Source organism: Pseudokordiimonas caeni, from assembly GCF_026719705.1.
GTDB classification, from domain to species: Bacteria; Pseudomonadota; Alphaproteobacteria; order Sphingomonadales; family Kordiimonadaceae; genus Gimibacter; species Gimibacter caeni.
In genome coordinates, this window is the sequence record NZ_JAPPRR010000001.1 from 696,816 (window position 1) to 723,075 (window position 26,260).

The 26,260-nt window shown below is 61.3% G+C and carries 27 protein-coding genes; 15 read left to right on the forward strand and 12 right to left on the reverse strand.

Features of this window, described 5'->3' with window-relative positions:
• A complete protein-coding gene (locus OU694_RS03085) occupies positions 1-1,083 on the reverse strand; it encodes an HlyD family secretion protein (protein WP_308909520.1) in 1,083 nt (360 codons plus the stop codon).
• Positions 1,076-2,560: an efflux transporter outer membrane subunit gene (locus OU694_RS03090; RefSeq protein ID WP_308909521.1), complete on the reverse strand. Its 1,485-nt coding sequence runs from the start codon at positions 2,558-2,560 to the stop codon at positions 1,076-1,078. Before OU694_RS03090 ends, OU694_RS03085 begins: the two co-directional genes overlap by 8 nt.
• Before the next feature lie 113 nt (positions 2,561-2,673).
• On the opposite strand from OU694_RS03090, the gene OU694_RS03095 reads away from it, so the two are divergent.
• From OU694_RS03095 to OU694_RS03120, 6 genes are all read left to right on the forward strand, one after another.
• Positions 2,674-3,291, forward strand: coding sequence for a TetR/AcrR family transcriptional regulator C-terminal domain-containing protein (locus OU694_RS03095; RefSeq protein WP_308909522.1), 618 nt, complete (start codon positions 2,674-2,676; stop codon positions 3,289-3,291).
• 101 nt (positions 3,292-3,392) lie between these two features.
• The gene (locus tag OU694_RS03100; protein WP_308909523.1) at positions 3,393-4,556 is read left to right on the forward strand and encodes an acyl-CoA dehydrogenase family protein; all 1,164 of its coding nucleotides are present in this window, start codon (positions 3,393-3,395) and stop codon (positions 4,554-4,556) included.
• A 24-nt stretch (positions 4,557-4,580) separates the two neighbouring features.
• Positions 4,581-5,360 carry an SDR family NAD(P)-dependent oxidoreductase gene (locus tag OU694_RS03105; RefSeq protein ID WP_308909524.1) on the forward strand — a complete coding sequence of 260 codons (780 nt, stop codon included), beginning with the start codon at positions 4,581-4,583 and terminating at the stop codon, positions 5,358-5,360.
• 194 nt (positions 5,361-5,554) lie between these two features.
• On the forward strand, positions 5,555-6,997 hold the full coding sequence (gene mgtE, locus OU694_RS03110) for a magnesium transporter (protein ID WP_308909525.1): 1,443 nt from the start codon (positions 5,555-5,557) through the stop codon (positions 6,995-6,997).
• Between the two features lie 9 nt (positions 6,998-7,006).
• Complete coding sequence (locus OU694_RS03115) at positions 7,007-7,804, forward strand: response regulator (RefSeq protein ID WP_308909526.1); 798 nt, start codon at positions 7,007-7,009, stop codon at positions 7,802-7,804.
• A 10-nt stretch (positions 7,805-7,814) separates the two neighbouring features.
• Positions 7,815-9,425 carry a M20/M25/M40 family metallo-hydrolase gene (locus OU694_RS03120; RefSeq protein ID WP_308909527.1) on the forward strand — a complete coding sequence of 537 codons (1,611 nt, stop codon included), beginning with the start codon at positions 7,815-7,817 and terminating at the stop codon, positions 9,423-9,425.
• A 9-nt stretch (positions 9,426-9,434) separates the two neighbouring features.
• Here OU694_RS03120 and panC read toward each other — a convergent pair whose 3' ends face one another.
• Both panC and OU694_RS03130 read right to left on the reverse strand, forming a co-directional pair.
• The gene (gene panC / locus OU694_RS03125; RefSeq protein ID WP_308909528.1) at positions 9,435-10,301 is read right to left on the reverse strand and encodes a pantoate--beta-alanine ligase; all 867 of its coding nucleotides are present in this window, start codon (positions 10,299-10,301) and stop codon (positions 9,435-9,437) included.
• Positions 10,302-10,330: 29 nt separating this feature from the next.
• Positions 10,331-11,275, reverse strand: a complete 945-nt coding sequence (locus OU694_RS03130) for a glucosaminidase domain-containing protein (RefSeq protein WP_308909529.1) — start codon at positions 11,273-11,275, stop codon at positions 10,331-10,333.
• A 173-nt stretch (positions 11,276-11,448) separates the two neighbouring features.
• On the opposite strand from OU694_RS03130, the gene OU694_RS03135 reads away from it, so the two are divergent.
• The 6 genes from OU694_RS03135 (at position 11,449) to OU694_RS03160 (ending at position 17,578) form a co-directional block, all read left to right on the forward strand.
• A complete protein-coding gene (locus OU694_RS03135; RefSeq protein WP_308909530.1) occupies positions 11,449-12,312 on the forward strand; it encodes a division plane positioning ATPase MipZ in 864 nt (287 codons plus the stop codon).
• 4 nt (positions 12,313-12,316) lie between these two features.
• Positions 12,317-12,754 (forward strand): DnaJ domain-containing protein, encoded by a 438-nt coding sequence (locus OU694_RS03140; RefSeq protein ID WP_308909531.1) that lies wholly within the window; start codon positions 12,317-12,319, stop codon positions 12,752-12,754.
• A gap of 72 nt (positions 12,755-12,826) precedes the next feature.
• Positions 12,827-14,206, forward strand: a complete 1,380-nt coding sequence (pgmG, locus tag OU694_RS03145) for a phosphoglucomutase/phosphomannomutase PgmG (RefSeq protein ID WP_308909532.1) — start codon at positions 12,827-12,829, stop codon at positions 14,204-14,206.
• A gap of 100 nt (positions 14,207-14,306) precedes the next feature.
• Positions 14,307-14,639, forward strand: coding sequence for an ATP-dependent Clp protease adapter ClpS (gene clpS / locus OU694_RS03150; RefSeq protein ID WP_308909533.1), 333 nt, complete (start codon positions 14,307-14,309; stop codon positions 14,637-14,639).
• A gap of 23 nt (positions 14,640-14,662) precedes the next feature.
• Positions 14,663-17,047 (forward strand): ATP-dependent Clp protease ATP-binding subunit ClpA, encoded by a 2,385-nt coding sequence (gene clpA / locus OU694_RS03155; protein ID WP_308909534.1) that lies wholly within the window; start codon positions 14,663-14,665, stop codon positions 17,045-17,047.
• A complete protein-coding gene (locus tag OU694_RS03160; protein WP_308909535.1) occupies positions 17,048-17,578 on the forward strand; it encodes a GNAT family N-acetyltransferase in 531 nt (176 codons plus the stop codon).
• 5 nt (positions 17,579-17,583) lie between these two features.
• On the opposite strand, the gene OU694_RS03165 is transcribed toward OU694_RS03160, so the two are convergent.
• The 7 genes from OU694_RS03165 to OU694_RS03195 all read right to left on the reverse strand — a co-directional run bounded on the left by OU694_RS03165 (position 17,584) and on the right by OU694_RS03195 (position 23,051).
• Entirely contained in the window at positions 17,584-18,726 is a 1,143-nt protein-coding gene (locus OU694_RS03165) for a GNAT family N-acetyltransferase (protein WP_308909536.1), read from the reverse strand.
• 1 nt (position 18,727) lies between these two features.
• A complete protein-coding gene (locus OU694_RS03170) occupies positions 18,728-19,465 on the reverse strand; it encodes a glycerophosphodiester phosphodiesterase family protein (RefSeq protein WP_308909537.1) in 738 nt (245 codons plus the stop codon).
• A complete protein-coding gene (locus OU694_RS03175) occupies positions 19,465-19,926 on the reverse strand; it encodes a RidA family protein (protein ID WP_308909538.1) in 462 nt (153 codons plus the stop codon). Before OU694_RS03175 ends, OU694_RS03170 begins: the two co-directional genes overlap by 1 nt.
• A gap of 89 nt (positions 19,927-20,015) precedes the next feature.
• Positions 20,016-20,720, reverse strand: a complete 705-nt coding sequence (locus OU694_RS03180) for a GGDEF domain-containing protein (protein ID WP_308909539.1) — start codon at positions 20,718-20,720, stop codon at positions 20,016-20,018.
• A 92-nt stretch (positions 20,721-20,812) separates the two neighbouring features.
• Positions 20,813-22,123, reverse strand: a complete 1,311-nt coding sequence (locus tag OU694_RS03185; RefSeq protein ID WP_308909540.1) for a DNA polymerase IV — start codon at positions 22,121-22,123, stop codon at positions 20,813-20,815.
• Entirely contained in the window at positions 22,120-22,776 is a 657-nt protein-coding gene (locus tag OU694_RS03190) for a hypothetical protein (protein WP_308909541.1), read from the reverse strand. Before OU694_RS03190 ends, OU694_RS03185 begins: the two co-directional genes overlap by 4 nt.
• Positions 22,770-23,051: a DUF3572 domain-containing protein gene (locus OU694_RS03195; RefSeq protein WP_308909542.1), complete on the reverse strand. Its 282-nt coding sequence runs from the start codon at positions 23,049-23,051 to the stop codon at positions 22,770-22,772. Before OU694_RS03195 ends, OU694_RS03190 begins: the two co-directional genes overlap by 7 nt.
• Positions 23,052-23,230: 179 nt before the next feature.
• Here OU694_RS03195 and OU694_RS03200 point away from each other — a divergent pair, with 179 nt between their 5' ends.
• Positions 23,231-23,596 (forward strand): response regulator, encoded by a 366-nt coding sequence (locus tag OU694_RS03200; RefSeq protein WP_289505556.1) that lies wholly within the window; start codon positions 23,231-23,233, stop codon positions 23,594-23,596.
• 6 nt (positions 23,597-23,602) lie between these two features.
• Complete coding sequence (locus OU694_RS03205; protein WP_308909543.1) at positions 23,603-24,979, forward strand: PleD family two-component system response regulator; 1,377 nt, start codon at positions 23,603-23,605, stop codon at positions 24,977-24,979.
• 78 nt (positions 24,980-25,057) lie between these two features.
• Here the strand turns inward: OU694_RS03205 and rpmG are convergent, their stop codons facing one another.
• On the reverse strand, positions 25,058-25,225 hold the full coding sequence (gene rpmG, locus OU694_RS03210) for a 50S ribosomal protein L33 (protein ID WP_289505558.1): 168 nt from the start codon (positions 25,223-25,225) through the stop codon (positions 25,058-25,060).
• Between the two features lie 210 nt (positions 25,226-25,435).
• Here rpmG and OU694_RS03215 point away from each other — a divergent pair, with 210 nt between their 5' ends.
• Positions 25,436-26,206: an Hpt domain-containing protein gene (locus tag OU694_RS03215; RefSeq protein ID WP_308909544.1), complete on the forward strand. Its 771-nt coding sequence runs from the start codon at positions 25,436-25,438 to the stop codon at positions 26,204-26,206.
• Positions 26,207-26,260: the final 54 nt, after the last annotated feature.

The window sequence follows — 26,260 nt, forward strand, 5'->3', positions numbered from 1 at the left end:
TTAATCATCAAGCTGGATTTTGGCGGTCATCGACAGGCCGACACGCAATGGATGGCTCGCTACTTCCTCAGCGTCGAGCGCGATGCGGACGGGCAGGCGCTGCACCACCTTGATCCAGTTGCCGGTGGCATTCTGGGCCGGGATCAGTGAGAAGGCGGCACCTGTGCCGGCGCCAAGGCCTTCGACGGTGCCGTGATACACGACTTCGTCGCCATAGATATCGGCCCACAGCGTGACCTTCTGGCCGGCATGGACGCGTTCCAACTGGGCTTCCTTGAAATTGGCATTCACATAAACGTCCGAGAGCGGCACGATCTGCATCAGCGGCGCCCCCACGGCCACATGCTGGCCGGGCTGGGCGGTGAGGCGCGCGATAACGCCGGTTTCAGCGGCGCGGATGATCGTGCGGTCAAGGTCCAGAAGCGCCTGATCGCGCGCCGCACGGGCGGCAGCAACCTCGGGGTGATGCTCCACGTCGGTGCCGTCCACATACACAAGCTCGGCCTCAAGCTGGCGTTTGGTGGCGTCAAGGGCGGCTGCAGCGTTCGCAAAGGCGTTGCTGGCTGCGGTCAGTTCGTCGCCCGATACGGCCCCGGTTTTGGCGAGCTTCTGGCGGCGCTCAAGATCGACCCGGGTCCGGGTCACGTCCGCTTCGCGGGCCTTGATCTGGGCGCGCACGGTTTCAACGGCCGCAAAGGCCTGACGTACCTTGCGTTCGGCCGAGGCCAGCCGTGCTTCAGCGTTGGCAAGCGCCAGTTCGGCGTCGGCCTTGTCGAGCGTGACGAGAACCTCACCCTTGCGGACTAGCTGGGTGTCATTCACGGGTACATCCATCACCGTGCCTTCAACGAGCGGGGTGACATGCACAAGTGACGCCTCGACATAGGCGTTATCGGTTTCCACATAATGGGAGCCGATGAGATACCACCAGCTGGTCCAGCCGGCGCCGACACCGGCGACGATCAGGAGAAAACCGATCATCAGGCGTTTGCGTGTACGGCGGCGGCGCAGGGTGGCCTCGGCGTCGGTTTCCGGGAGGGGGGTGGCGGCGCTGTCGTTCGCCTTGTTGTCTGCGTCAGTCATTTGCAGTCTCGTTTTTCTGGGAGAGGTCGGGGGTCACATAGCCACCGCCGAGCGCGCGGACGAGCGCGACATGCTGGGCGAAGACGCGGGCATCGAGGTTGGCAACCTGCCGGCGGGCCGAAAGCAATCTGTCCTCGGCCAGCAGCACATCCGAAAAGCGGGAAAGTCCACCTTCATACCGGGCACGGGCAATCTGCCATGCCTTCGTGGCTTGGCCGCTTGCCTCACGGGCGTGGACGGCTTCGGCCTCAAGTGCGCGTTCAGTGGCCAGAACGTCGGCCACTTCCTTGAAGGCGCCGGTCACAGCCTTGTCATACATGGAGATGGCATAGAGATAGTCGCTCTGGGCCTCATTCAGCTTGGCCATAAGTCGCTGGCGGGCGAAAAGCGGCAGCGAGATCGACGGGCCAACCTGTCCAATGATCGAATCGCCGTGGATCAGGTTGTCGATCCCGAGGGCCTCAAGCCCCACAAGCGCACCCAGATTGACGTTGGGGTAAAAGTCCGCCGTTGCCACACGGATCTCGGCCGCTGCTGCAACGGCCTGCTGCTTGGTGACAGCGATATCGGGTCGGCGCGCCACGAGGTTGGCAGGCAGATCCGCCGGGATCGTCATGGCGGGCAGGGAGGGCTTTTCCGGCAGTGCGATTTCAAGCCCGCGATCCGGTCCTTTGCCGAGAAGCGCCGCGATCTGGTTGCGCACTAGGCTGATCTGGCCGTCGATGGCGGCGACAGTTGCCTTGGTGCTGGCAAGGGTCGAGCGGGCGTCGGCCACCGCACCTTCGTTTTCAAGGCCGGCTTCCACGCGGCGGGCGGTCAGGTCCACGCTGTCCTGCCGGATGCGCACGGCATCGAGCGCCATGGCGCGGTCTGCGCTGAGGCGCACCAGATCGGCATAGGCCATGGCAACGGCGGTGGAGAGGGTGAGGCGGGTGGCTTCGCCCTCGGCGCGGATGGCTTCGGCGGTGGCGCCTGCGGCGTCTATCCTTGCCTTGTTGCGGCCGAAGAGATCGAGATCATAGCCCGCCTGAATGTAAACACGGCCGCGGTCGTGCCAGCCATCGGGCAGGAAGGCCTTGAACTCGTCAGGGTAACCCATGTTCAGGCTTTGCCGCACGCCCTGCAATTCGCCGCCAACCGTCACATCCGGCAGGCGCAGGGCACCGGCGGATTGAAGCGCGGCGAGCGCGGACTGCAGGCGGGCGTCCGCCATGCGAATGTCGGGGGCGCCTGCCAATGCTTCCTCAATCAGGCTATCGAGCGTCGGGTCGCCATAAGCTTTCCACCAGTTGCCCGCAGGCCATGCGCCGCGCTCGGCTTTCAGGCTTTCAGCGACCTGATAGTCGCTTGCGGGTGTTGGTGTCGGGAGGGTGGCAAGCTCGGGCGCGCAGGCGGCCAAAAGAAGAGGTGCGGCCACCAGAAGCGGCCGCACCTTGGCGGGGAGGCCATGTCGTGCAGGGGGGAGTAACGACATCATTTTAGTCTCGACAGTTTGCAACAAAAACCGTACAGTACGGTACACATTTGCGGACCATAGGCCAGCAACGCCAAAAACACAAGGCCTAACTGCGCGTCCGGGGCGGAGGGAACTTGACCAAAAAACAATTGCGGGGCGACGCGAAGCGCGAATCCATTCTGGAAATCGCGTTTCAAGCCTTCCTTGATAATGGCTATGCCGGTACGTCGATGGCGACGATTGCGGCGCGTGTCGGTGGCTCGAAAGGCACGCTCTACAGCTTCTTTGCTAGCAAGGAGGAACTGTTTTTCTCGGTGCTTGATGCCCGGATCGAGGTTCACGGCGCCCCCATTCGTGCTGCCATCAAGGCCGAAGGGCCGCCCCGGCAGGTCCTTTTCGGTTATGGCACCAAACTGATGCAGGCGATCCTCTCGGATGCCGGGCTTGCCTTCCAGCGCCTGATCATTGCCGAGTCCGAGCGCTTCCCCGAACTGGCCCGTGTCTTTTACGAGCGTGGCCCCAAGCGGGGCCTTGAGGAACTGGCGCAATATTTCAGCCGTATCATGCAGGAAGGCCTGCTCAGGGAAGCTGATCCCCTGATGGTGGCACGGCAGTTCAATGCGCTGTGCCGGATGGATTTCAAGGAAAAGCGACTGTGGGGCGTGCTTGACACAGTCAGCGCCGAGCAGATCGACGAAACGGTGAGGGCGGCCGTTGAAACGATCCTCGCGGCATATACGCCCGTACAATAATAGCGAATTGTATTTTCATACTCATCAGTGTGATGGTACGTCTTGACGATGGGAAGGAGCAGCGCGCCGGGGGGCGCCTGCACGCAATGGGAGGAAGCGGCATGTCCGTACTGGGAATACCTGATCCTGAATTCATGCAGGATGAAGAAATCAGCATGTACCGCGACGCTGTCGGCAAGTTTCTTGACCGGCATGCACCCGAAAAGCGGGTCGAGAAATGGCGCGAGGACGGCCAGGTGGAGCGCGAATTCTGGCGCGAAGCCGGGGAGGCCGGGCTTCTGGGGGTCAGTGTTCCCGCTGAATATGGCGGGCACGGCGGAGATTTCCGCCACGATATCGTGGTCGTCGATCAGGTGGCGCGGCGCGGCATCGAAGGCTTCGCAGCGAGCCTCCACAATGTGATCATCACCCCCTATATCCAGACTCATGGCACCGAGGAGCAAAAGAAGCGCTGGTTGCCGAAGCTCGTGTCCGGCGAACTGGTTTCCGCCATTGCCATGAGCGAACCGGGTGCGGGCTCGGACCTGCAGTCGATCCGCACAACGGCGATCAAGGAAGGCAACGGTTACCGGCTGAACGGCTCCAAAACCTTTATCTCGAACGGCCAGATTGCAGATCTGATCGTGGTGGTTGCCAAAACGGACCCCAGCCAGGGCGCCAAGGGCACGTCGCTTCTGGTGATCGAAACCGAAGGGCTTGAGGGCTTCTCGCGCGGCAAGAAGCTCGACAAGATCGGCCTTGATGCGCAGGACACGTCGGAGCTTTTCTTCGACAATGTGTTTGTGCCGGCTGACAACCTGCTTGGCGGGGTCGAGGGGCGCGGGTTTTATCAGCTGATGGCCGAACTGCCGCGCGAACGTCTGATCATTGCCATCGGCAGCGTGATCGTGATGGAAAAGGCGATCGAGACGACGCTCGATTATGTGAAGAACCGCAAGGCTTTCGGCCAGACCGTGTTCGATTTCCAGAATACCCAGTTCAAGCTGGCGGAATGCAAGGCCAAGGCGACGGTCGCCAAGGTCTTCATCAATGACTGCGTGAACAAGGTGCTGAAGGGTGAGCTGGACGTGACGACCGCCTCAATTGCCAAGATGTGGTCCACCGAAACCGAATGGGAGATCGTCGATACCTGCCTGCAGCTGCATGGCGGCTATGGCTATATCAACGAATATCCCATCGCGAAGATGTTCCGTAATTCGCGCGTCCAGCGTATCTATGGCGGATCGACGGAGATCATGAAGCTTCTGATCGCCCGCTCGCTGTAGAAAAAGAAACGAAAGGAACAGTCCATGCAGATTTCAGGAACGGCCGCCGTTGTCACCGGCGGGGCCTCGGGGCTTGGCGAGGCAACTGCCCGCGCGCTGGCGGCCGCCGGCGCAAAAGTCGCCATTTTCGATATGAATACCGAAAAGGGCGAGGCGGTGGCTGCCGAGATCGGCGGGGTTTTCTGCAAGGTTGATGTGCGGTCGGACGAGGCGGTGGACGCAGGCTTTGCCAAGGCGCGTGCCGCCCACGGGCAGGAACGTATCCTCGTCAACTGCGCCGGCACCGGCAATGCCGTGAAAACCGCCAGCCGCGATAAGAAGACGGGCGAGATCCGCCATTTCCCGCTCGATGCTTTCGAGGCGATCATCCAGATCAACCTGATCGGCACTTTCCGCTGCATCGCCAAATCGGCGGCGGGCATGCTCACACTTGATCCGCTGGAGGACGGCGCCCGCGGCGCCATCGTCAATACAGCATCGGTGGCAGCCGAGGACGGCCAGATGGGGCAGGCTGCCTATTCGGCCTCAAAAGGCGGCGTTGTGGGCATGACCCTGCCGGTGGCGCGCGACCTGTGCGGCGAAGGCATCCGGGTGAACACCATCCTGCCCGGCATCTTCAGCACGCCGCTGATGAATGGCATGCCCGAGAATGTGAAGGATGCGCTTGCCGCGTCCGTTCCCTTCCCGAAACGGCTGGGTGATCCCGCCGAATATGCGAGCCTCGCGCTTGAGATGATTCGCAACAATTATTTCAATGGCGAGGATGTACGGCTGGACGGCGCGATCCGCATGGGCATGCGCTGACCTCTGAAATCATCACCGGGTTGCCTGCTCGCCTCAAAAAGGCGATGGGGCAGCCCGGTGTTTCCTGCTGAATGAAGTGTCTTCCAACTCTCCGGTGGACAGGGCGATTTCCCTTGGCCTATCAAGGGGGCTGGCTGCCGGGGTGAGCCTCCGGTAGTATGGCAGGCGAAACAACAATTTCCGGGGAGGCGGGCATGGCAGGGACGGACCTTGATCCGAATCGCGATCCGGAAGATGTCGAAGGCGAAACCGCCATCCATCCCGATGATGTGGATGCCACCATCCCGGATACCGATCCCCACCTTTCCAAGGAATTCACAGCGCGCGTCATCGATGCGATCCGCGACGAGGATCAGGACCGTGCCCGGTCGCTGGTGGCTGAACTGCACGCCGCCGACCTTGCCGACCTTCTCGAGGGCCTGTCGTCAGCCAACCGGATCAGCCTTGTCCAGCTTCTGGGCGAGGAACTGGACCCGGAGGTGCTTTACGAGGTGGACGCCAGCGTCAAGGCGGACATCGTCGAGCATATCCCGAACGAGCAGATCGCCGAGGCACTGACCGAACTTGATACCGACGACGCCGTTTACGTTCTTGAAGAACTGGACGACGAAGACCGGGAAGAGGTGCTGCAGGCGCTTGACGCCGACGACCGGGTGGCGATCGAGGAAAGCCTGAGCTATCCGGCCGAGTCCGCCGGCCGCCTGATGCAGCGTGATCTGGTGGCGCTGCCGGAATTCTGGACGGTCGGCCAGACAATCGATTATCTGCGGTCGGAAACGACGGAAATCCCTGAAGATTTCTACGATATTTTTGTGGTCGATCCCGCCCATCATCCGGTTGGTACGGTGCCGCTGTCGCGCGTCATGCGCACGCACCGTCCTGTCACCCTTGGCGAGGTGATGGACAAGGATCCCTATGTGATCGACGCCGAGGCCGATCAGGAAGAGGTCGCCTACCAGTTCACCAAATATCACCTGATTTCGGCCGCCGTTGTTGACAAGAGCAAGCGGCTTGTCGGTGTGGTCACGGTGGACGACATCGTGGAGGTTATCGAGGAAGAAGCCGAGGAAGACATCATGGCGCTTGCCGGTGTCTCGGAGTCCAGCCTCAACGAAAGCATCCTGACCGTGACGCGCCAGCGCTTCATCTGGCTTCTGATCAATATGATCACGGCGGTCGCCTCCGCCTATGTGATTTCGGCCTTCGGGGCGACGATCCAGCAGATGGTGGCGCTTGCCGCGCTCATGCCCATCGTGGCGTCGCTTGGCGGCAATGCGGGCAACCAGACGATGACGATTGCCGTGCGGGCGCTTGCCACCAAGGAGCTGAGCACGCTGAACGTCTGGCGCGTGATGAGCCGCGAGCTGACCACGGCGGCGATGAACGGCGCCGGCCTTGCCACAATCGCAGGCCTTGTTGTGTGGCTGGTGTTCCAGAACCCGATGCTCGGCGGCGTGATGGCGGCGGCCCTGCTGATCAACACCATCGTTGCGGGCTTGTCCGGCCTCCTGGTACCGATGGGCCTGTCGCGCGCGGGGATCGACCCGGCGGTGGCGTCCACCGTGCTGGTGACCACCATAACCGACGTGATCGGATTCCTTGCTTTCCTCGGGCTCGCTGCCCTTCTGTTGCTCTGAGGAGGGTTTATGGAGCGCGGACCCGTCCTTCTAGTCGACGATGAACCGGTGGTGCTGCGGATGCAGGCCGCAGCGGTGCGCCAGTTCGGCTTTGAGACGATTATCGCGGAATCGGCGGACGAGGGCATCTCGATGGTGCGCCGCTTCAACCCGTCACTGATCGTATCGGACGTGCAGATGCCGGGGCGCGACGGGTTCGATATGCTCGATGAGCTGGGCACGCGCGGCCTGAAGACCATGCCGGTGATCTATATGACCGGCTATGACACGCTCGAGACCGTGCGTCGGGGCTTGAAGGCCGGGGGCGACGACTTCATCATCAAGGGCGAAACGGTGGATCGCCTGCGCCAGCGCATCGCCTTCTGGGCAACGAGCGGCTTTGCCGGCCTGCCGCTCGAACTGCGCCGCCGCACGCTCGAGGCATCCTACAAGGTTGAGGACGACAAGGTGCGGCAGGTGGAAGCCTATATCGGCGCCGACCGCGACCTGATCCGCGATGTGGCGGCCGAAATCGGGCGCGAGTTGGTGCCGGTGCATCCGGGCTATGGCCAGCGGCTTATCGAGCGCATCTGCCTGATCAGCCGGATTTCGAAGCTTGTGATGGAGCGCAGCCGCACCTTCGGCGATTACCTGCGCTTCCCCGATTATGTTTTCAATGTAACCCGCAATGTAGGCCCGGAATGGGCCGATGAAAGCTGGACGATCCTGAAGCATTTCGATGACTGGACATTGGACCCGCGCTTTGGGCGCGCCGGTGCGAGCCCGCTGAAATGCTACCGGGATTACAGCTGGTTCGACAGCGAATAGGGAGGGGATAATGCGTCAGGTGATGAAGGCCGGGCTTGCGCTCGTGCTGATGGGGGCAGGCGTGGTGAGCGCCAACGATCAGGTCGATCTCGACATGGTCACCAAGATCCGGGAGGAAGGTTTCCGCCGCTCCCATGTGATGGAAACCCTGCAGCATCTGACCGACGAGATTGGCCCGCGCCTGACCGGCTCGCCCGCCATGCGACTGGCGAACGACTGGACGCGCGACAAGTTTACCGAGTGGGGCCTGAAGGATGCGCGCCTTGAGGGCTTCGAGTTTGGCCCCGGATGGACCCCGGTGCGGTCCGAAATCCATCTTACGAGCCCACGCGCCGAGCAGCTTTACGGCCTGCCTGTCGCCTGGCATCCGGGCACCGAAGGCCGGACGAAAGGCGAGATCGTGGTCGCCCCGATGAAATCGGCCAAGGATTTCGACCAGTATAAAGGCAAGCTCAAGGGCAAGATCGTGCTCGTGGACGCGGTGCCGGAGAAGAAAGAGCCTTCGAACAAGGTCTTCACGCGTCTCAGCGACGCTGACCTTAAGGACGAGACGACCTATAACCTGCCGACGTCGCCACAGGCTGACCTTGATAGCTGGATCGATCACGTGGCCTTCGGGTACGAGCGCGATGCCTTCCTGCAGGCGGAAGGCGCGGTGGCCATGGTCAGTCGCAGCCGGCGCCCGGGCAACCTGATCGACGCTTCGGGTTACCAGTACAAGCAGGGCATGCTGCCGAAACTGCCTGCGGTTTCCTTGGCGGCCGAAGATTACGGCATGCTGGTGCGCCTTTCGGAGGCCGACGACAAGCGCCCGGTGACGATAAGCCTTGATGTGGCGGTCACCTACCATAACGAGGATATGAAATCCTATTCGACGCTCGCCGATATTCCGGGCAAGGCCAAGAATGCGGAAATCGTGATGGCCGGCGCGCATCTGGATAGCTGGCGGGTTGGTGACGGGGCCGTTGATAACGGTGCCGGTACGGCTGTTGTGATGGAAGCCGCGCGCATCCTGAAGGCACTCGGGGTGCAGCCCAAACGCACGATCCGCTTCGCGCTCTGGGGTGGTGAAGAGCAAGGCTATTACGGCTCGCAGCGCTATGTGATCGACCATCTGGCCGACCGCCCGACGAGTGTGGAAGGCAAGCTGAAATACCTGACCCCCTACGAGCAGCAGTTCGGCCGCTTCCCGATCAGCTTCAAGCCGGGTTACGAAAAATTCTCGGTTTATTTCAACCTAGACAACGGTTCGGGCAAGATCCGCGGCATCTATACCGAGGGGAACGCACGGGCGGCGGCCATTTTCGGCAAATGGTTCGAGCCTTTCCATGATCTGGGTGCGGCAACGATCAGCATGAATGAAACCGGCGGCACCGACCATGAGCCGTTTGACGATATCGGCCTGCCGGGCTTCCAGTTCATCCAGGAACCGCTCGATTACGGCACCCGCACCCACCATACCCAGATCGATACGCTTGAAAACGCCTACGAGGACGACCTGAAGCAGGCTTCAGTGATCATGGCGACCTTCCTTTATGAAGCTGCCATGCGCGACGAACGCTTCCCACGCAAGCCGATGCCGGTGCAGGAAGGCGACAAGAAGGACGAAAAGGTCGAGTAAGCCTAAGCCTCAGCCGATCGCCATATTATCCAGAAGCCGCACGGCGCCGAGGCGCGCGACGGCCAGCACACGCGCCGGGGCATGCCCCGGCGTCAGTGTTTCAAGGGGTGTGAGGCTCGCGGCATCGACGATGGACACATAGTCGACCGACTGGAAACCTACGGCGAGGAGTTTGCTCACAGCCGCTTTCTCCAGCGCGCGGAGATCGGCGCCCGGTTTGGCGTCCGCGACCAGCGCCTTGAGGATCAGGTTGAACTGCCCGGCGACTGCGCGTTCGGATTCGCTGAGATACGCATTGCGGGACGAGGCAGCGAGGCCGTCTTCCTCGCGGATCAAGGTGCCGCCCAGGATATCGACCGGGATATCAAGATCCGCCACAAAGCGGCGGATAACGGCAAGTTGCTGGAAATCCTTCTCGCCGAAGATTGCCACATCGGGCAGGGCCTGCAGCAGCAGTTTGGTGACGATGGTGGCGACGCCGTCGAAATGGCCGGGTCGAATGGCGCCTTCGAAGCCATCGGTGACGCCAGCCACCTGTACGCGGGTCGTGGCGCCCTCTGGGTACATCTCGGCGACACTCGGGCAATAAACGAGGCTCGCGGGCGTGGTGGCAAGCTTTTCGCGGTCGGCGTCTTCGGTGCGGGGATAGCGGTCGAAATCCTCGTTGGGGCCGAACTGGGTCGGGTTCACGAAAATCGACACGATCACGCGGTCCGTATGCTTGGCGATAGCATCAACGAGCGACAGGTGACCATGATGCAGCGCGCCCATTGTTGGCACGAGGCCGACCCTGAGCCCTTCGCGCTTCCACGCGGCAACGGTGGCGCGCAGGTCCGCAATCGTGTGCACGACGGGGGGAAGGGCGGGGCTGGTCATGATAGAAATCCTCGAGTAGTCGCGGTGAGTTAGCCGCGGGCAAGCCGCACGCTATCCAGATCTTCGAGCCCGTTATAGGTGATGATGCCCATGATGTCGTTCACATAATCCTGGCCGCGTTCTGAATAGTCGGCCAGTGCCGGGGCAAGGGCAGGGCCCGTCAGTGGCTCGGCCTGTTCGCGCAGCGCCGCCCGGCGCAGGCGCAGCGACCGGTAGCTGGCGTGACGGTTCAGGTTGATCATGTAGCTTTTGACGCTGTCCAGAAGCTCGTTGAAGCTTTTGACCTTGTGGTTGCGGCCTTCGGCGCGGGCGCGGGGAATTATCCCGTTCGCATCATCGCCCCAAACCCATTCGCCGAAGAGGGCATTGCCTTGCAGTGCGAAATGGCTGGTGCCCCAGCCCGATTCCATCGCGGCCTGCGCCAGCGCCAGCGACGGGGGAATCACATCGACACGCAGCAGCAGGTCCTTGAAAACGCGCGGCTCCAGCTTTTCACCGATGGGCACGCGGAAGGTGCGGGCCACCGTGCGCAGCCATTTTTCATCGTAGCTGCGGACATCGCCCCGCGAATCAAAGCGCGCCTTGATGGCGAGGATGCGGTTGCGGTCCGATTCGATGATCTCGTTGGCGCGCAGCACCAGAGGCAGGATAGCCGCCGTGAACATGCGCTTGCGTTCCTCAACCAGTTCTATTTCCGCAATATTTTCAGGTAGGCGGCTGGCGAAGGCCCGGGGAATATCGCCCTCGGCGGTCAGGTCGGTGCTGAGAACGGCATAGACATGCTCGATCACTTCTTCGGGGTCGCCGGTCGTCATGGCGCTTGGCGGCTCGCCGATCAGATAGTCGGGCACCGCGATCTCGAGATCAGCCGGCGGGGCGCTGACAAGCAGAAGGCGCGCGAACCCAACCGGCACAACAGCCAGGATGAACGCGATCACCAATACTGCAAGGCCGTTCCGGGACGTCCCCGTCATGCGCGCCGCTACTCCCAATCTTTCACCGATAGCTATTTGTGTACACGAAGGCTGCTTAATAAAAACTAACAGGTAGCGCGGGCCTTCGTCCTGCTATTGACAGGGGGGCGCCGGGCCCTAATAACTCGTGCGACTTTGTGGCTCTTTTTTGGCCGTTTAGAGGAGATACCGCGTTGACGACGGGTCAGGCAAGCACCAACACGCATATGCCCCGCCGCCCCTATGTGATCGTTCTCGGCAACGAAAAGGGTGGTTCCGGCAAATCCACGACGGCCATGCATATCGTGGTTTCCCTTTTGCGCGAAGGCTTTAGGGTCGGCACGATCGACCTTGACGGCCGTCAGAAAAGCCTCACGCGCTATATTGAAAACCGCCGGGCCTATTGCAAGGCCAATGATGTTGAACTCCCCATGCCGCTTGAACGCGTCATCGTCCGTTCCACCGCCCGCACCAGCGATGAGGCCGAGGCGGATGAAAAAATGCGGTTCGAGGATACCTATGTCGAACTGATGGACCAGGTTGACGTGATCGTGATCGATTGTCCGGGGTCCGACACCTTCCTGTCGCGACTGGCACACACGGCAGCCGATACGCTTGTCACCCCGATCAACGACAGTTTCGTCGATCTGGACCTGATCGCCCGTATCGATCCGAAGACCTACAGGGTGGCCGGCCCGAGTCTTTACGCCGAAATGGTTTGGAAGGCGCGCCAGCGCCGCCAGATGGCGGACGGCGGCACCATTGACTGGGTGCTTCTGCGGAACCGCGTCGGCGCCGTGCATGCCAAGAACAAGGAACGTGTGGAAAGCGTGGTCGAGGAGCTGACGAAGCGCATCGGCGTGCGCTATATCCCCGGCCTTGGCGAACGGGTGATTTACCGCGAGCTTTTCCCGAACGGCCTGACGCTCATGGACCTGCGCGACGAAGGCGTTTCCGAACGTAACGATTTCAGCATGTCGCATGTAGCGGCCCGGCAGGAACTGCGGGCTCTGATGGACGGGCTCAATCTCGCGTTCCGGCGCGAGAAGGTCGCCTGAGCTTATGGGCTGGCTCCTGATCGGTCTCCTGATCGCAGCGGCATTCCTCATTCTTCTGGAATGGTGGGCACGCACAGATGTGGATTCGGCCAAGCGTGTGCTTTTCTGGGCGGCTATCGGCGCCTGCATCCTCCTTTGCATCTTTCTGGTGGCCACAGGCCGCGGGTTTGCCGCGCTTGTCCCTGTCGGCATTTCCCTCTGGCGCTTCCGCAACATGGGCAAGGCGGCCCGCGAGGCGGGGGAGCGCGTGATGCGCCCCCGCAAGGGCAACATGAGCCGCAAGGAAGCGCTTGAGGTGCTGGGGCTGAAGGAAGGGGCAAGTGTCGCCGAGGTCAACACGGCCTACCGTCGGCTGATGGCCGTCAACCACCCCGACAAGGGCGGCAGCGACTGGATGGCGGCCAAGCTCAATGAAGCGCGCAAGGTGCTTCTGGACGATTAACCATACCATTGACGCCGTGCGGTGGCGCTGCCACTGTGTCGGCACTTTCGATCCATTTCTTCCGAGGCAGATATGAGCGCACACGCTTTCCACCCCACGGTTCTCCGCGAGTATGACGTTCGCGGCATCATCGATGAAACGCTCGGGGCGGATGACGCACGCGCGCTCGGCAAGGCCTTCGGCACCAAGGCGGTAGCGACCGGCGGCAAGAAAATTGTGGTCGGCTACGACGGACGGGTATCTTCGCCCGCGCTGCGTGATGCGCTTGTCGATGGGCTGCGCTCCACCGGGGTCGATGTCACCGATATCGGGCTTGGCGCCACGCCGATGACCTATTATGCGATGTTTGAGCTCGATGCCGACGGCTGCATCATGATCACCGGGTCGCACAATCCGCCCAATTACAACGGCTTCAAGATGATGATGCACAAGAAGCCGGTGTTCGGGGAAGCCATTCAGGAGCTTGGCCGGATCGCCACGGCAGGTGACTATGCCACCGGCAATGGCGGGTACGAGCAGGTTGATGTGTTTGACCGCTATATTGACCGCCTGATGAAGGATTTCGAAGGCGCCAGCTTCACGGTGGCGTGGGACCCGTCGAACGGGTCGGCCGGGCCGGCTGTGGCCGCCCTCGCCAAGCGCTTGCCGGGCAAGCATTATGTGATCAACGAGGAAGTCGACGGCACTTTCCCCAATCACCATGCCGACCCGACCGTCGAGAAAAACCTTGAGCAGCTGAAGGCGCTGGTGCGCGAGAAGGGCTGCGACATGGGCATTGCCTTCGATGGCGACGGTGACCGCATTGGCGCAGTGGACGGTGAAGGCCGCGTTGTATGGGGCGACCAGTTGCTGGCGATCCTTGCGGGCCAGCTGCTGAAAGAGCTGCCGGGTGCGCCGATTATCGCCGATGTGAAGGCAAGCCAGGCGCTGTATGACCGGATCGCCGAGCTCGGCGGCAAACCGGTGATGTGGAAAACCGGCCACTCGCTGATCAAATCGAAGATGGTGGAGCTTTCCTCGCCGCTCGCGGGGGAAATGTCGGGCCATATCTTCTTCAAGCACAAATTCTACGGCCATGACGACGCGCTTTATGCGGCCGTCCGTCTCCTGAATGCCGTGGCCGACCAGGGCGGCAGCCTGAAAGCCCTTAAGGACAGCCTGCCGGCAGCCATCAACACACCCGAACTGCGCTTCGACTGCGACGATTTCCGCAAATTCGAGGTGATTAAGGAAGTGCAAAAGCGGCTTGAAGCTGCCGGTGCCGACATGTCCACCGTGGATGGTGTCCGTGTGAAGACGGCTGACGGCTGGTGGCTGCTGCGCGCCTCCAACACGCAGGCCGTTCTGGTGGCACGCTGCGAGGCATCGTCCGAGGCGGGCCTTGATCGCCTGAAGGCGGAGCTTGTGGCGGCGCTGACCGCCTCCGGTGTGGAGCCGCCTGCCGACCTTTAAGGCCCTGCCAACCTCATCACGGCCGATCACATCCGTTTTTACCCCTTTAATGGCGCGCCATATGCGTTACATTATGGAGGTAACGACGGATGGAGAGACCATGCCCGACAAGCGGCAAGACATCGGCAAGACGGGAGGCACGGGCACCGGGGTTCTCACCCGGCCCGAGGCCAAGACCAAAAAGCCGTCCATGTACAAGGTTCTGCTGCTGAACGACGACTACACGCCGATGGAGTTTGTCGTTCATGTGCTGCAGCGCTTCTTCCGCATGACCGTGGAGGACGCGACGCAGGTGATGCTGCACGTCCACCAGAAGGGGGTCGGGGTGTGCGGTGTTTTTACCTATGAGGTGGCCGAAACCAAGGTCAACCAGGTGCTTTCGCTGGCCCGCCAGCACGAGCATCCCCTCCAGTGCACCATGGAAAAAGAGTAACCCCCAGTCACAAGGAACAGACCGTGCCCCGTTTTTCTCCGAACCTTGAAAACACACTCCACAGGGCACTGCATGAGGCGAACGAGCGTGCCCATGAATATGCAACGCTCGAACATCTCCTGCTCGCGCTGATCGACGATGGCGACGCGCTTGCCGTGCTGCGCGCCTGCGATGTGGACATTGATGTGCTGCGCGACCAGATCGTGACCTATCTGGACGAGGAGCTTGATAGCCTGCGCGTGGAAGGCAGCTCGATTGAAGCCACCCCCACCGCCGGGTTCCAGCGCGTGGTGCAGCGCGCCCTCCTGCATGTGCAGTCGTCGGGGCGCGAGGAAATCACCGGCGCCAATCTGCTGGTAGCCCTTTTCTCGGAACGTGAAAGCCATGCGGTTTACTTCCTGCAAAGCCAGGATATGACCCGTCTTGATGCTGTCAGCTACATCAGCCATGGCATCGCCAAGGTGCCGGGCTATAGCGAGCCGCGCCCGGTGCGCGGTGCTGATGATGAAGACGGCGAGGATGAGGGCTCGGCGAAGGAAGCCGAACAGCCCGCCGCCAGCGAGAAGAAGGCAGACACGGCGCTTAATGCCTATTGTGTCAACCTGAATGCCAAGGCGAAGGCCGGCAAGGTTGATCCGCTGATCGGCCGCGACGCCGAGCTGGAGCGAGCCATCCAGATCCTGTGCCGCCGTTCGAAAAACAACCCGCTCTTTGTGGGCGATCCGGGTGTAGGCAAAACGGCGATTGCCGAGGGCCTCGCCCGCAATATCGTCTCGGGCGATGTGCCGGACGTGCTGAAGAATGCCACTATTTTCGCGCTTGATATGGGGGCGCTGCTCGCAGGCACCCGTTATCGCGGCGACTTCGAGGAACGCCTGAAATCGGTCGTCAAGGAACTGGAAAATTACGAAGGTGCTGTGCTTTTCATTGATGAAATCCATACGGTGATCGGCGCGGGGGCAACCTCGGGCGGGGCGATGGATGCCTCGAACCTGTTGAAGCCCGCGCTCGCCTCCGGTTCGATCCGCTGCATGGGATCGACGACCTACAAGGAATTCCGCAGCCATTTCGAGAAAGATCGTGCGTTGCTGCGCCGTTTCCAGAAAATCGATGTGAACGAGCCGACAGTGGCGGATTCGGTGAAGATCCTGACGGGGCTGAAGCCTTATTTTGAGGAACATCACCATGTTCGCTATACGGCGGATGCGATCAAGACGGCGGTGGAACTTGCCGACCGGTACATCACCGACCGCAAGCTGCCGGACAAGGCCATCGATGTGATTGATGAAAGCGGCGCGGCGCAAATGCTGCTCGCCCCTTCAAAGCGCAAGAAGACGATCGGTGTGAAGGAGATCGAAGCCGTGGTCGCCAAGATCGCCCGCATCCCGCCGAAAAGCGTCTCGCGCGATGAAACGCGTGTCATGTCGACGCTGGAAGCCGATCTCAAGCGGGTCGTGTTCGGGCAGGATACGGCGATCAGCGCGCTCACCACGGCGATCAAGCTGTCGCGGGCGGGCCTGCGCGCGCCAAACAAGCCGATTGGTTCGTACCTTTTCTCCGGCCCGACGGGTGTTGGGAAAACCGAAGTGGCACGCCAGCTCGCCAACCTTCTGGGGGTTGAACTGCACCGGTTTGACATGTCGGAATATATGGAGCGCCACTCGATTTCGCGTCTCATCGGTGCCCCGCCGGGCTATGTGGGCTTCGATCAGGGTGGTCTTCTGACCGATGCCGTGGACCAGCATCCGCACTGCGTGCTCTTGCTTGACGAGATCGAGAAGGCACACCCCGATCTTTTCAACGTGCTCTTGCAGGTGATGGATAACGGGACGCTGACCGACCATAACGGCAAGAAGGTCGATTTCCGCAACGTGGTGCTCATCATGACCACCAACGCGGGCGCGGCTGACATGGCGAAAAGCGCCATCGGTTTCGGCCGCGAAACGAATGAGAGCGCGGCAGAAGATGCTGTGAAGCAGATGTTCAGCCCCGAATTCCGCAACCGGCTGGATGCCATCGTGCCGTTCGATTATCTGCCGCCCGCCGTGGTCGCCCGCGTGGTCGAAAAATTCGTGCTGGAGCTTGAACTGCAGCTTGCCGAGCGTAACGTGGAAATCTCGCTCAATGACGAGGCCAAGGAATGGCTCGCCGACAAGGGCTATGACCGCCTGTATGGTGCTCGACCGCTCGCGCGCCTCATTCAGGAAGAGATCAAGAAGCCGCTGGCGGACGAACTGCTCTTCGGCAAGCTCGCCAAGGGCGGCGAAGTGGTGGTGAAGATGGCAGGCGGCAAGCCTGTCTTCGAAGTCACCCCGCATGCGCCTAAAGCGCCGAGCCCGGCGAAGGCCAAAAAGGGGCGTTCGATCGCCAAGCGCAAGGCACCGAAGCCACCTGTTCCGGTGAAATAGGTGCTGGTTACTGACCGGCTGGTCCTGCGCCGCTGGCGAGACAGTGACCGTGCGCCTTTCGCGGCGATCAATGCTGATCCAGAAGTGATGCGTTTCTTCCCGGCGACACTCAGCCGGGAAGAAAGCGACGCGGGCATGGATCGGCTTGAAGCGGGTTTTGAGCAGAAGGGTATTTCCTTCTGGGCCGCCGAAATGCGAGCGGATGGCCGGCTCGTGGGCTTCATTGGCCTCAAACATGTAGCGGACAATCTACCTTTTGCACCCACCATCGAGATTGGCTGGCGTCTCGCGCGGCATGTATGGGGGCAGGGTTTGGCGCCTGAAGGTGCGCGTGCTGCGCTAGCTTATGCCTTCTCCGCCCTGAAGGCTGCAGAAGTCGTGTCTTTCACCCCTGCGGTCAATGTGCCGTCGCGGCGTGTGATGGAAAAGATCGGTATGACACGCGATGCAACGGGGGATTTTCTGCACCCCAACGTGCCGGAAGGCCATGCACTGCAACCTCATGTGCTTTACCGCATCAAGGCGGCCTGATCCGCTCAGCCCTTCCTGAAGGGCAGGTGGTCGCGCAGGCTTTCGCCCATCTCCGCCACTTCGCGACGCTCCATGCGCAGGAACCGGGCCACTGCTTCGCGGAAACTGTCGTTCGGGATCGAATGTGCGCTCAGTGTTTCGACCGGTTCATAGCCGCGTGCCAGCTTATGGGGGCCCTGAGCACCCGCCTCCACGCATTTCAGGCCGTGGGCAATGGCCCAGTCGATTGCCTGGTAATAGCAGGTCTCGAAATGCAGGTTGGCGTGATCCTCCACGCAGCCCCAGTAGCGGCCATAAAGCGTATCGGCGCCGATCAGGTTGAGTGCCCCCGCGATGGGCTCACCCTCGCGCTCGGCCACGATCAAGAGGATACGATCCGCCATTGTCTCGCCGATCAGGCTGAAGAATTCCCGGTTCAGGTAGGGCTGGCCCCATTTGCGGTTCCCGGTATCGATATAGAAATCGAAGAAAGCGTCCCAGTGCGCTTCGGTGATGTCGCCTCCCGTCAGATGGCGGAAATTGATGCCGGCTTCCGCCACACTCCGACGCTCCTTCCTGATCTGCTTGCGCTTTGATGAGGAGAGCGCTGCCAGAAAGCCATCGAAGTCATCGTATCCCTTGTTGAACCAGTGAAACTGCTGGTCGGTGCGGATCAAATAGCCCGCCGCCTCGAAAATCGGGCGTTCTTCGGGCTCGATAAAGGTGGCATGGAGTGCCGAGAGCGAATTTGTGGCCGTGATGTCAGCTGCCGCCCGGGCAAGCGCCAGCTTCAGGGCATCGGTCGGGGCCAAGAGCCGTGGTCCAGTCACTGGGGTGAAGGGCACAGCCGACTGCAGCTTCGGATAATAGCGCCCGCCGGCACGCTCATACGCGTCGGCCCAGCCATGGTCGAACACATATTCGCCGTAGGAATGGCTTTTGGCATAGAGCGGCATGGCTGCCATCAGGGTGCCCGTATCGTCCGCGAGCGTCAGGTGCGTCGCCTGCCAGCCGGTGCCGGGACCGACCGAACCGGACCGTTCGAGGGCGGCCAGAAATGCGTGGGAAACGAAGGGATTGGCGACGCCCGCAAGGGCATCCCACCCGGCGGCGTCAATTTCGAGTATGCTGGAGACAAGCTGCGGCGATAGGCGCGTGTCGTCTGGCATGTCAGCCGGTCACCGCGGGAGATTCGAAGATCGGGGCATCCGCATGCTGGGCCGCCACTTTTTCCTGATGGGCTGTCCGCACGGTCCAGGTGGCAACAAGCCCGCCCTTGGCGCGCCAGTCATGGATGATCCTGTTGGGCAGCAGGTTCACATCCACCGCCAGAAAGTCGGGCCGGGCACGTTTCAGCCAGTAGGGGATAAGAAGCCGGGTCCGCATGCGCGAAAGCGTTTCCTGCCCCATGATGATGCCACGGGGGGCGAGGGGCAGGTGCTGGCGGCACCAGTCGGCCACATAGGGGTTGAAGGACATGATGGCGACCGGCCCGTGATAGCCATGAAGCGCTTCGCGCACCGCAGCCATCAGTTTCGATACCTTGGTGTCCTTCTCGGTTTTCACTTCGATATAAAGCGCGACTTTCGAGCTGATGGCATGCAACACATCGGCCAGAAGCGGCATGGGAAGGCCGCTTGCGCCTACCGGCAGGGCCTTGAGGTCGCCGTAGGGGACTTCCTTCACAAGGCCGACCCCTGCGGTCAGCCGGTCGAGTGTCTTGTCATGGAAAACAACCACCTGCCCGTCGGCGGAAAGCCGTACATCGATTTCGATGGCGAAGCCTTGCTCGACGGCGGCTTCCACGGCGGGCAGGGTGTTCTCAACCCGCACACTATCCTTCGCATGCAGCCCGCGGTGCGCGACCGGGGATTTGGCAAGCCAGGGAAAGGTGCGGGTTTCTGTCATCAGGCGATCTCGATCAGCGCGTCAATTTCAACTGGAACATTCAGCGGCAGGGCATTGGTGCCGACGGCCGAACGGCTGTGGCGACCCTTGTCGCCGAACACATCGACCATCAGGTCGCTTGCGGCATTCACCACTTTCGGCTGGTCGCCGTAGCCATCGATGCAATTGACGAAGGCGCCAAGCTTGACGACCCGGACCACGCGGTCAAGGTCGCCGCCGGCGGCGGCTTTCATCTGGGCGATCAGGTTGAGCGCACACTGGCGGGCAGCGGCACAGGCGTCTTCGAAGCTCACGTCGGCGCCGACCTTGCCGGTATAGGCGATCTTGCCGTCACGAACCGGAATCTGGCCGGAAATGCTGACGAGATTGCCGCTCACCACGAAGGGCACATAGTTGGCAACGGGGGCGACGGGCGTCGGCAGTTCGATCCCGAGTTCCTTGAGGCGGGCGTCGATGGTCATGGGTCTTGTCTCCGGAAATAGCGATAGGACCACCCTTATACAGGGCGGCCCTAGCCGGGGACAAGGGGCGCTATCGCCCGATCACGGGATTATTCAGCGGCAGCGCCGAAGGCTTGTTTGCGCACCAGCTTGTCGCGGTACATCGCCTGGTCAGCGTGGTCGATCAGGCGGGCAGGGTCGGTGGCGCCGTTGAAGCTCATCACGCCGATGGAGCAATGTACGGGGATCACGATCCCGGCAAAGCTGACGGTCGAGGCATTGATGGCCTGTTGGATCGTGCGGATGCGCTTCTCGCCCTCAATGGCGTTGCAGCGTGTCAGCACGATGGCAAACTCGTCACCGGCGAGGCGGGCCACCACATCGGTGGTGCGGGTCAGTTTGGTCAGCATCTGGGCCACATGGCGCAGCACAGCGTCACCCGCCAGATGGCCGTGGCGGTCGTTGATGCCCTTGAAGCCGTCAAGGTCGATAAAGCCCAGCACGCCTTCATCATTGTGGCGTGCGGCGGCGGCCATCACGTCGCCAAGGCGTGTTTTCAGGCCGCGGCGGTTCGGGATGCCGGTCAGGTCATCGGTCGAGGAAAGCTGTTCAAGATAGGCGATCCGTTCGGCCTGCGCCGACATGCGCTGCTCCGCCGCCGCCGCATAGCTCAGCACCTCGCTCACCAGTTGCCAGCCGTTGCTGTCAAACTTGATCTGCGCGTCCGATGCCGTCTGGATCAGGCGGCCGGCCAGCTGGCTGACATAGGGATTGATATCCATTTTGGATTCGTTGCGGGCACGATGATGCGTCATGACGAGACTCCTTACCGGGTATTGTCGACTGCCTCACACCATGCAAACCGGATGCCACAATATTTTTGTTATATGTGTTTGAAAAATATCAGTTATTTTTGGTTCTTCTCAGGGTTGTCCACGGCAGTTTTTGCCGGAAGGCTGCGGCCTTTGCCGATAGCGTCGCGGCCGAATTTGGCCCTCAGTGCATCAAGTGCGCGTTCCGCGGTGGCGCGTTTGGTGCGGCCGGGGTCGATAAGGTCCGGTTGGTCGGCCTCCTCTGGCGAGCGAAACTGCGATCCGCCGATGCCGATCAGCCGGTAGGGCGTGCCATCCGCGAGCGGCTTCAGCATGTCGCGGCCCACTTCAAACAGTGTTTCGGCAAGCTGGGTGGGTGTGTCCAGCGTGCGAGAGCGCGTGACAATGCGGTGCATGCTGGTTTTCAGCTTCAACGTGATGGTGAGCGCCGCCAGGCCCTTCTTCTTCAGGCCCTCGGATGTCCGCTCGGCCTGCCGCCACAGATGGTTCTCAAGGGCAGCGAGATCGGCGAGGTCGCGGTCCAGCGTGATTTCGGACGATACGCTTTTCACGGGCTGATCGGCGGAAACACGGCGGCGGTCCTCACCGCGCGCCAGATGATAAAGGCGCGATCCCATGTCGCCGTAGCGCCGCACCAGCCGGCTTTCGTCCATGCCCTGCAACTGGCTGATCATGGTCAGCCCGTCCTTCTGCAGCTTGGTTGCCATTTGCGCACCGACCCCATAGATGCGGCTGATGGGCAGCGGGGCGAGGATGGCTTTTGCGTCACCTTCACCGATGACGGTGAAGCCGCGCGGTTTCTGCATGTCGGACGCGAGCTTGGCGAGGAATTTGTTGGGGGCGAGGCCGACCGAGATGGTGATGCCGATCTCGCGTTCGATATCGGCGGCAAGGCGGGCGAGCATGACGGCAGGCGGGGCGCCGTGCAGGCGTTCGGTGCCGGACAGGTCCATGAAGGCTTCATCGATAGAGACGGGCTCCACAAGCGGGGTGAGGCGCGCCATCATGGCGCGGACCTGCAATCCCGCTTCCTTGTATTTTCCCATGTTCGGCATCATGACCACGGCATCGGGGCACAGTTTGCGGGCCTGATACATGGGCATGGCCGACCTGACGCCCGAAAGCCTTGCGATATAACAAGCGGTGGAAACCACCCCGCGCCCGCCGGTGCCGCCGATGATCAGGGGCTTGTCCTTCAGGCTCGGGTCGTCACGCTTCTCGATGGTGGCATAGAAGGCGTCACAGTCCATATGGGCGATGGTCAGACGCTCCAGTTCGGCGTGGCTGACCGTGCGGCGGCTGCCGCAAACCGGGCAGGGCGTGGGGCCCGGCCCGCCCTCGAACCGGTGGAAACCATCGCGGCAAAGGAAGGGGACGGGGGTCATGGCCGCAAGCGGATGCCCCCGGCCAGAGTGCGGATATGATCGTGCGCTGCTGCCCAGTCGTCGATGCGGACATGGGCGTCGGGCGCCGGCGGCAGGAGCGCAGCGAGGCGCGGGTCTGCCACCATATGCAGCCGGTGCGTGGCCGGTGCATGCCGGGCTACCGAGGCATGGTGTGGCGGCAGGTCATCGACAAATACGGTAGGCGCCTTGAGGCCTGCGGTGAGTGTTGCAACGAACTCGCCCTTGCCGCCTTTCGAGGCGATCACCGGGTAAGGCATGCCATGCCCGGCGAGGTTGGCGGCGCGCGCCTCGCGCTGGGCTGATGGCACGTTCGACAGGACGACAATCTGCCAGTCGGCAGAGAGCGCGGCGAGGGCGTCAGCCGCCCCCGGCACGGGCTCGATATCGCGGGTGCGGGCGGTGAAGAAGGAGGAAAGAAGTTCGCGGACATGGTCGGCGGCGACGAGCACACCGTGGCGGTCATAGACATTGCCGGTGATGGCAAAGCTCTTGAGGCGCAATTCATAGCCTTCCCCCAGGAGATAGGCCTCAAGCGCTTCCATGAACCGCAGCAACACTTCGTCGGCATCGAGGATCAGGAGCGGCTTTTCAGGGTCGAAACCCGCGGCGATGGCTTCGGCGTCTTTCACCATTCGACCCCTTTGCCACCGCCGAGGGTGCGCCATGCGGCGACCACTTCTTCCGGCTTGCGGTTCACGGCGAGGGCAAAATCGACAAGATCGGGTTCGAAATCGATCAGGAACCCGAGCACACTGGCCTGCATGTCGGCTTCCGCAAGACCGGCGCGCAGGGTATCAGGATCGAGCCCCGTGATCGTGAAAAATCGGTCGCGCAGGGCATCTTCCGCCACGATATGGGCGACAGCCTGCAGGGCCATGGTTTCGGCTTCGATCGACTGGATAGACATAGGGGCTCCTGCAACATACCGGGGCGGGGATTCGGCTTTCATAATAAGAGAGGGGCAGGCAGTTTAAAAGTCATCAGCAATGTGCTGTCAGGCTTGTCTTTTGACAGAAAGCGAGCCTATTATTCCAAACAGATAGGCTCGTAGCTGGTTTGAGCAGAAGCCAAAGTCCAGGGGGTGGTATGGAGAAGAAGATCCTGATCGTCGAAGATAACGAGCTTAATATGAAGCTCTTCTGCGACCTTCTCGAAGCCCACAACTACAAGGTTATCCAGACCCGGGATGGTATGGCGGCGCTTGATCTGGCCCGCGAACACAATCCCGACCTGATCCTGATGGATATCCAGTTGCCCGAGGTTTCCGGCCTTGAAGTCACGAAGTGGCTGAAGGAAGACGAAGATCTGCGGAAAATCCCCGTTGTTGCCGTCACGGCCTTTGCCATGAAGGGCGACGAAGAAAAAATCCGCGAAGGCGGGTGTGAAGCCTATATCGCCAAGCCGATTTCGGTCGGCCACTTTCTTGAAACCGTCAAGCAGTTTGCCGGGTAGTAATCGATGACAGCCCGTGTTTTGGTGGTGGACGATGTGCCACCCAACGTCAAGCTTTTGGAAGCGAAGCTGACGAGCGAGTATTTTGATGTTCTGACGGCTTTCAGTGGGCCCGAAGCGCTGGATGTGATTTCGCGCGAACATCCCGATATCATCCTTCTCGATGTCATGATGCCCGGCATGGACGGGTTCGAGGTATGCCGCCGCATCAAGGCGGACGCCGCGACCTCGCACATCCCTGTGGTGATGGTGACCGCCCTTGACCAGCCGTCCGACCGCGTGGCGGGGCTTGAGGCTGGCGCCGATGATTTTCTGACCAAACCTGTGCAGGACCTTGCCCTTTTCGCCCGCGTCAAATCGCTGGTGCGCCTCAAGGTGATGATGGACGAGCTTCGGAACCGCGAGGCAACCGGCACGACGCTTGGATGGGAAGGCGATCTGGATGATCCGATCGCCAACGAACTCCCTGACAATGCCGCCATCCTTGTGGTGGACGAGCAGGAACGGGTGATGGAGCGGATCGCCCGCGCGCTTGAAGGGGTCGGTGACGTCACCTTCATGACCGGCGGCGACGATGTGGCCGAACGCGCCCGCGAGAAATCATTCGACCTGATCATCGTTTCTCTCACCATGAAATCGACCGACGGCCTGCGGGTTTGTTCCAAGCTCCGTTCGTTCGAGGAAACGCGCCATGTGCCAATCCTCGTGATGGTGGACGATGGCAACGCCAAATTCCTTGTCCGCGCGCTCGAAATGGGTGTTAACGACTATGTGGTAAGACCCGTGGACCGGATGGAGTTTTTGGCGCGGGTGAAGACGCAGCTCAAGCGCAAGCGCTATGCCGACAAGCTTTGGGAAAACTTCCATGTGTCGATGCAGCTCGCCACCACCGATGCGGTGACAGGGCTCTATAACCGCCATTATCTGACCACCCACATGGAAACCCAGCTGCAAACGGCGCAGAAGCGCGGCAAGCCGCTTTCCGTGATGATTCTCGACATCGACTTCTTCAAGAAGGTCAATGATACCTACGGCCACGCGGCCGGCGACCTGGTGCTGAAGGAATTTGCGAATCGCATCGCCCGCAATATCCGCGGGGTGGATCTTGCGGCCCGCTACGGCGGCGAGGAATTTGTGGTGATGATGCCGGATACGCCGCTCGACTGGGCGCACATGATCGCCGACCGCCTGCGTCAGGAAGTCGCTGAGCAGAGCTTCGATATCGGCTCCAACGACGGGCCCATCAGCGTTACCGTATCGATCGGCGTCGCTGTTGCCGGCGAGAGCACAACGCCCGCCGAGCTTCTGGATGCGGCCGACAGGGCGCTTTATACCGCCAAGGAAGGCGGGCGTAACCGCGTGGTGCTGGCACCTACCGCCTGATTTCAGACGGGAAAGACAAATGAAAAAGGGCTGCGAATTTCGCAGCCCTTTTTCGTATCACCTGCGGTGAAAGCCAGATTACTTGATCTTGGCTTCCTTGAACTCCACATGCTTACGGACGACCGGGTCGTACTTCCGAAGGACCATCTTTTCCGTCATGGTGCGCGGGTTTTTCTTGGTCACATAGAAGTAGCCGGTGTCAGCAGTGCTGAGCAGCTTGATCTTGATGCTGGACGGCTTTGCCATCGGTCTTACTCCGAGAATTCCGTTAACGAGATCGCCAGTTGGCGACCGGTTCGACGGCGCAACATACTGTCAGGGGACGATAAGTCAAGCGCAGATTGGCCATTCCGGCGGGAAAAATCCGCGGGAAGCATCAATTACCCGAAATCGCTAATGGATGCGTAACCATTGATATGCCAAAAGAGGGGCACACGAATTGTGACGGGGCCGAGAATGATTACCGAAAACGAGCTGCTGCAGGAACTGAGAACCGAAGCGATCGACACGGTCGAGGACCGGCTCGCGGGCCTTGCCGAAACGCTGCAGCGCTTTGGCGACAGCAACCTGAAATCGCGGGACATTCTGGCGACGGTCAAGCTTGAGGTCCATTCGCTGAAAACGGTGGCGGCAAGCTTCGACATGAAGGCCCTGAAGGCGGTCTGCCACCGCTGCGAGGACTATATCTTCAACCTTACTGACCTCGCGCCGCAGGCGGTTGTCGATATCCAGACCTTTGCGGACCGCATGTCGGAATGCCTTGATGCCTTCGTCAATAATCGCGACGTCGATATTTCGCAACTGGTGCGCAAGCTGCCAGCCAAGCGGGCAAGCTTTGAAGTGGGTGATGTTACCGTCACCGATATGGAAGTGATGCTGGTGATGGAGCCGGGCACCGCCAACAAGATCGTCACGCGCGAGCTTCTGGAATGCGGCTACCGCATGGTCAATGTGGCCTCCACGATGGATGCCATCCAGCTGATCCCCTCGATGCGGCCGGATCTTGTGATCGTCTCGCGCGTGATGCCGGAGCTTTCCGGCGTTGATCTCGCCTGCGCGCTCAGGGCCATGCCCTCGACCCGTGGGATACCCGTGGCTTTGCTGGCCTCTATCGAGCGCAACGACCCGCACCTCGCCGACCTGCCGAAAGATGTGCCGGTGCTGCGCAAGGGCAGCAATTTCTCGAACGACGTCGCCGACGTTTTCGTGAAGCTCGGGATTCTCTGACCCGATAGGCCCCGTCATGGCGGGCTTGACCCGGCATCCAGCGGCGTTTGCATC

Bases quoted from the DNA above. Each gene is read 5' to 3' on its own strand.
- OU694_RS03085 (WP_308909520.1), bottom strand. From the start codon at position 1,083: ATGACTGACGCAGACAACAAGGCGAACGACAGCGCCGCCACCCCCCTC.
- OU694_RS03090 (WP_308909521.1), bottom strand. From the start codon at position 2,560: ATGATGTCGTTACTCCCCCCTGCACGACATGGCCTCCCCGCCAAGGTG.
- OU694_RS03100 (WP_308909523.1), top strand. From the start codon at position 3,393: ATGTCCGTACTGGGAATACCTGATCCTGAATTCATGCAGGATGAAGAA.
- OU694_RS03105 (WP_308909524.1), top strand. From the start codon at position 4,581: ATGCAGATTTCAGGAACGGCCGCCGTTGTCACCGGCGGGGCCTCGGGG.
- mgtE (WP_308909525.1), top strand. From the start codon at position 5,555: ATGGCAGGGACGGACCTTGATCCGAATCGCGATCCGGAAGATGTCGAA.
- OU694_RS03115 (WP_308909526.1), top strand. From the start codon at position 7,007: ATGGAGCGCGGACCCGTCCTTCTAGTCGACGATGAACCGGTGGTGCTG.
- OU694_RS03120 (WP_308909527.1), top strand. From the start codon at position 7,815: ATGCGTCAGGTGATGAAGGCCGGGCTTGCGCTCGTGCTGATGGGGGCA.
- panC (WP_308909528.1), bottom strand. From the start codon at position 10,301: ATGACCAGCCCCGCCCTTCCCCCCGTCGTGCACACGATTGCGGACCTG.
- OU694_RS03130 (WP_308909529.1), bottom strand. From the start codon at position 11,275: ATGACGGGGACGTCCCGGAACGGCCTTGCAGTATTGGTGATCGCGTTC.
- OU694_RS03140 (WP_308909531.1), top strand. From the start codon at position 12,317: ATGGGCTGGCTCCTGATCGGTCTCCTGATCGCAGCGGCATTCCTCATT.
- pgmG (WP_308909532.1), top strand. From the start codon at position 12,827: ATGAGCGCACACGCTTTCCACCCCACGGTTCTCCGCGAGTATGACGTT.
- clpS (WP_308909533.1), top strand. From the start codon at position 14,307: ATGCCCGACAAGCGGCAAGACATCGGCAAGACGGGAGGCACGGGCACC.
- OU694_RS03165 (WP_308909536.1), bottom strand. From the start codon at position 18,726: ATGCCAGACGACACGCGCCTATCGCCGCAGCTTGTCTCCAGCATACTC.
- OU694_RS03170 (WP_308909537.1), bottom strand. From the start codon at position 19,465: ATGACAGAAACCCGCACCTTTCCCTGGCTTGCCAAATCCCCGGTCGCG.
- OU694_RS03175 (WP_308909538.1), bottom strand. From the start codon at position 19,926: ATGACCATCGACGCCCGCCTCAAGGAACTCGGGATCGAACTGCCGACG.
- OU694_RS03180 (WP_308909539.1), bottom strand. From the start codon at position 20,720: ATGACGCATCATCGTGCCCGCAACGAATCCAAAATGGATATCAATCCC.
- OU694_RS03185 (WP_308909540.1), bottom strand. From the start codon at position 22,123: ATGACCCCCGTCCCCTTCCTTTGCCGCGATGGTTTCCACCGGTTCGAG.
- OU694_RS03190 (WP_308909541.1), bottom strand. From the start codon at position 22,776: ATGGTGAAAGACGCCGAAGCCATCGCCGCGGGTTTCGACCCTGAAAAG.
- OU694_RS03195 (WP_308909542.1), bottom strand. From the start codon at position 23,051: ATGTCTATCCAGTCGATCGAAGCCGAAACCATGGCCCTGCAGGCTGTC.
- OU694_RS03200 (WP_289505556.1), top strand. From the start codon at position 23,231: ATGGAGAAGAAGATCCTGATCGTCGAAGATAACGAGCTTAATATGAAG.
- OU694_RS03205 (WP_308909543.1), top strand. From the start codon at position 23,603: ATGACAGCCCGTGTTTTGGTGGTGGACGATGTGCCACCCAACGTCAAG.
- rpmG (WP_289505558.1), bottom strand. From the start codon at position 25,225: ATGGCAAAGCCGTCCAGCATCAAGATCAAGCTGCTCAGCACTGCTGAC.
- OU694_RS03215 (WP_308909544.1), top strand. From the start codon at position 25,436: ATGATTACCGAAAACGAGCTGCTGCAGGAACTGAGAACCGAAGCGATC.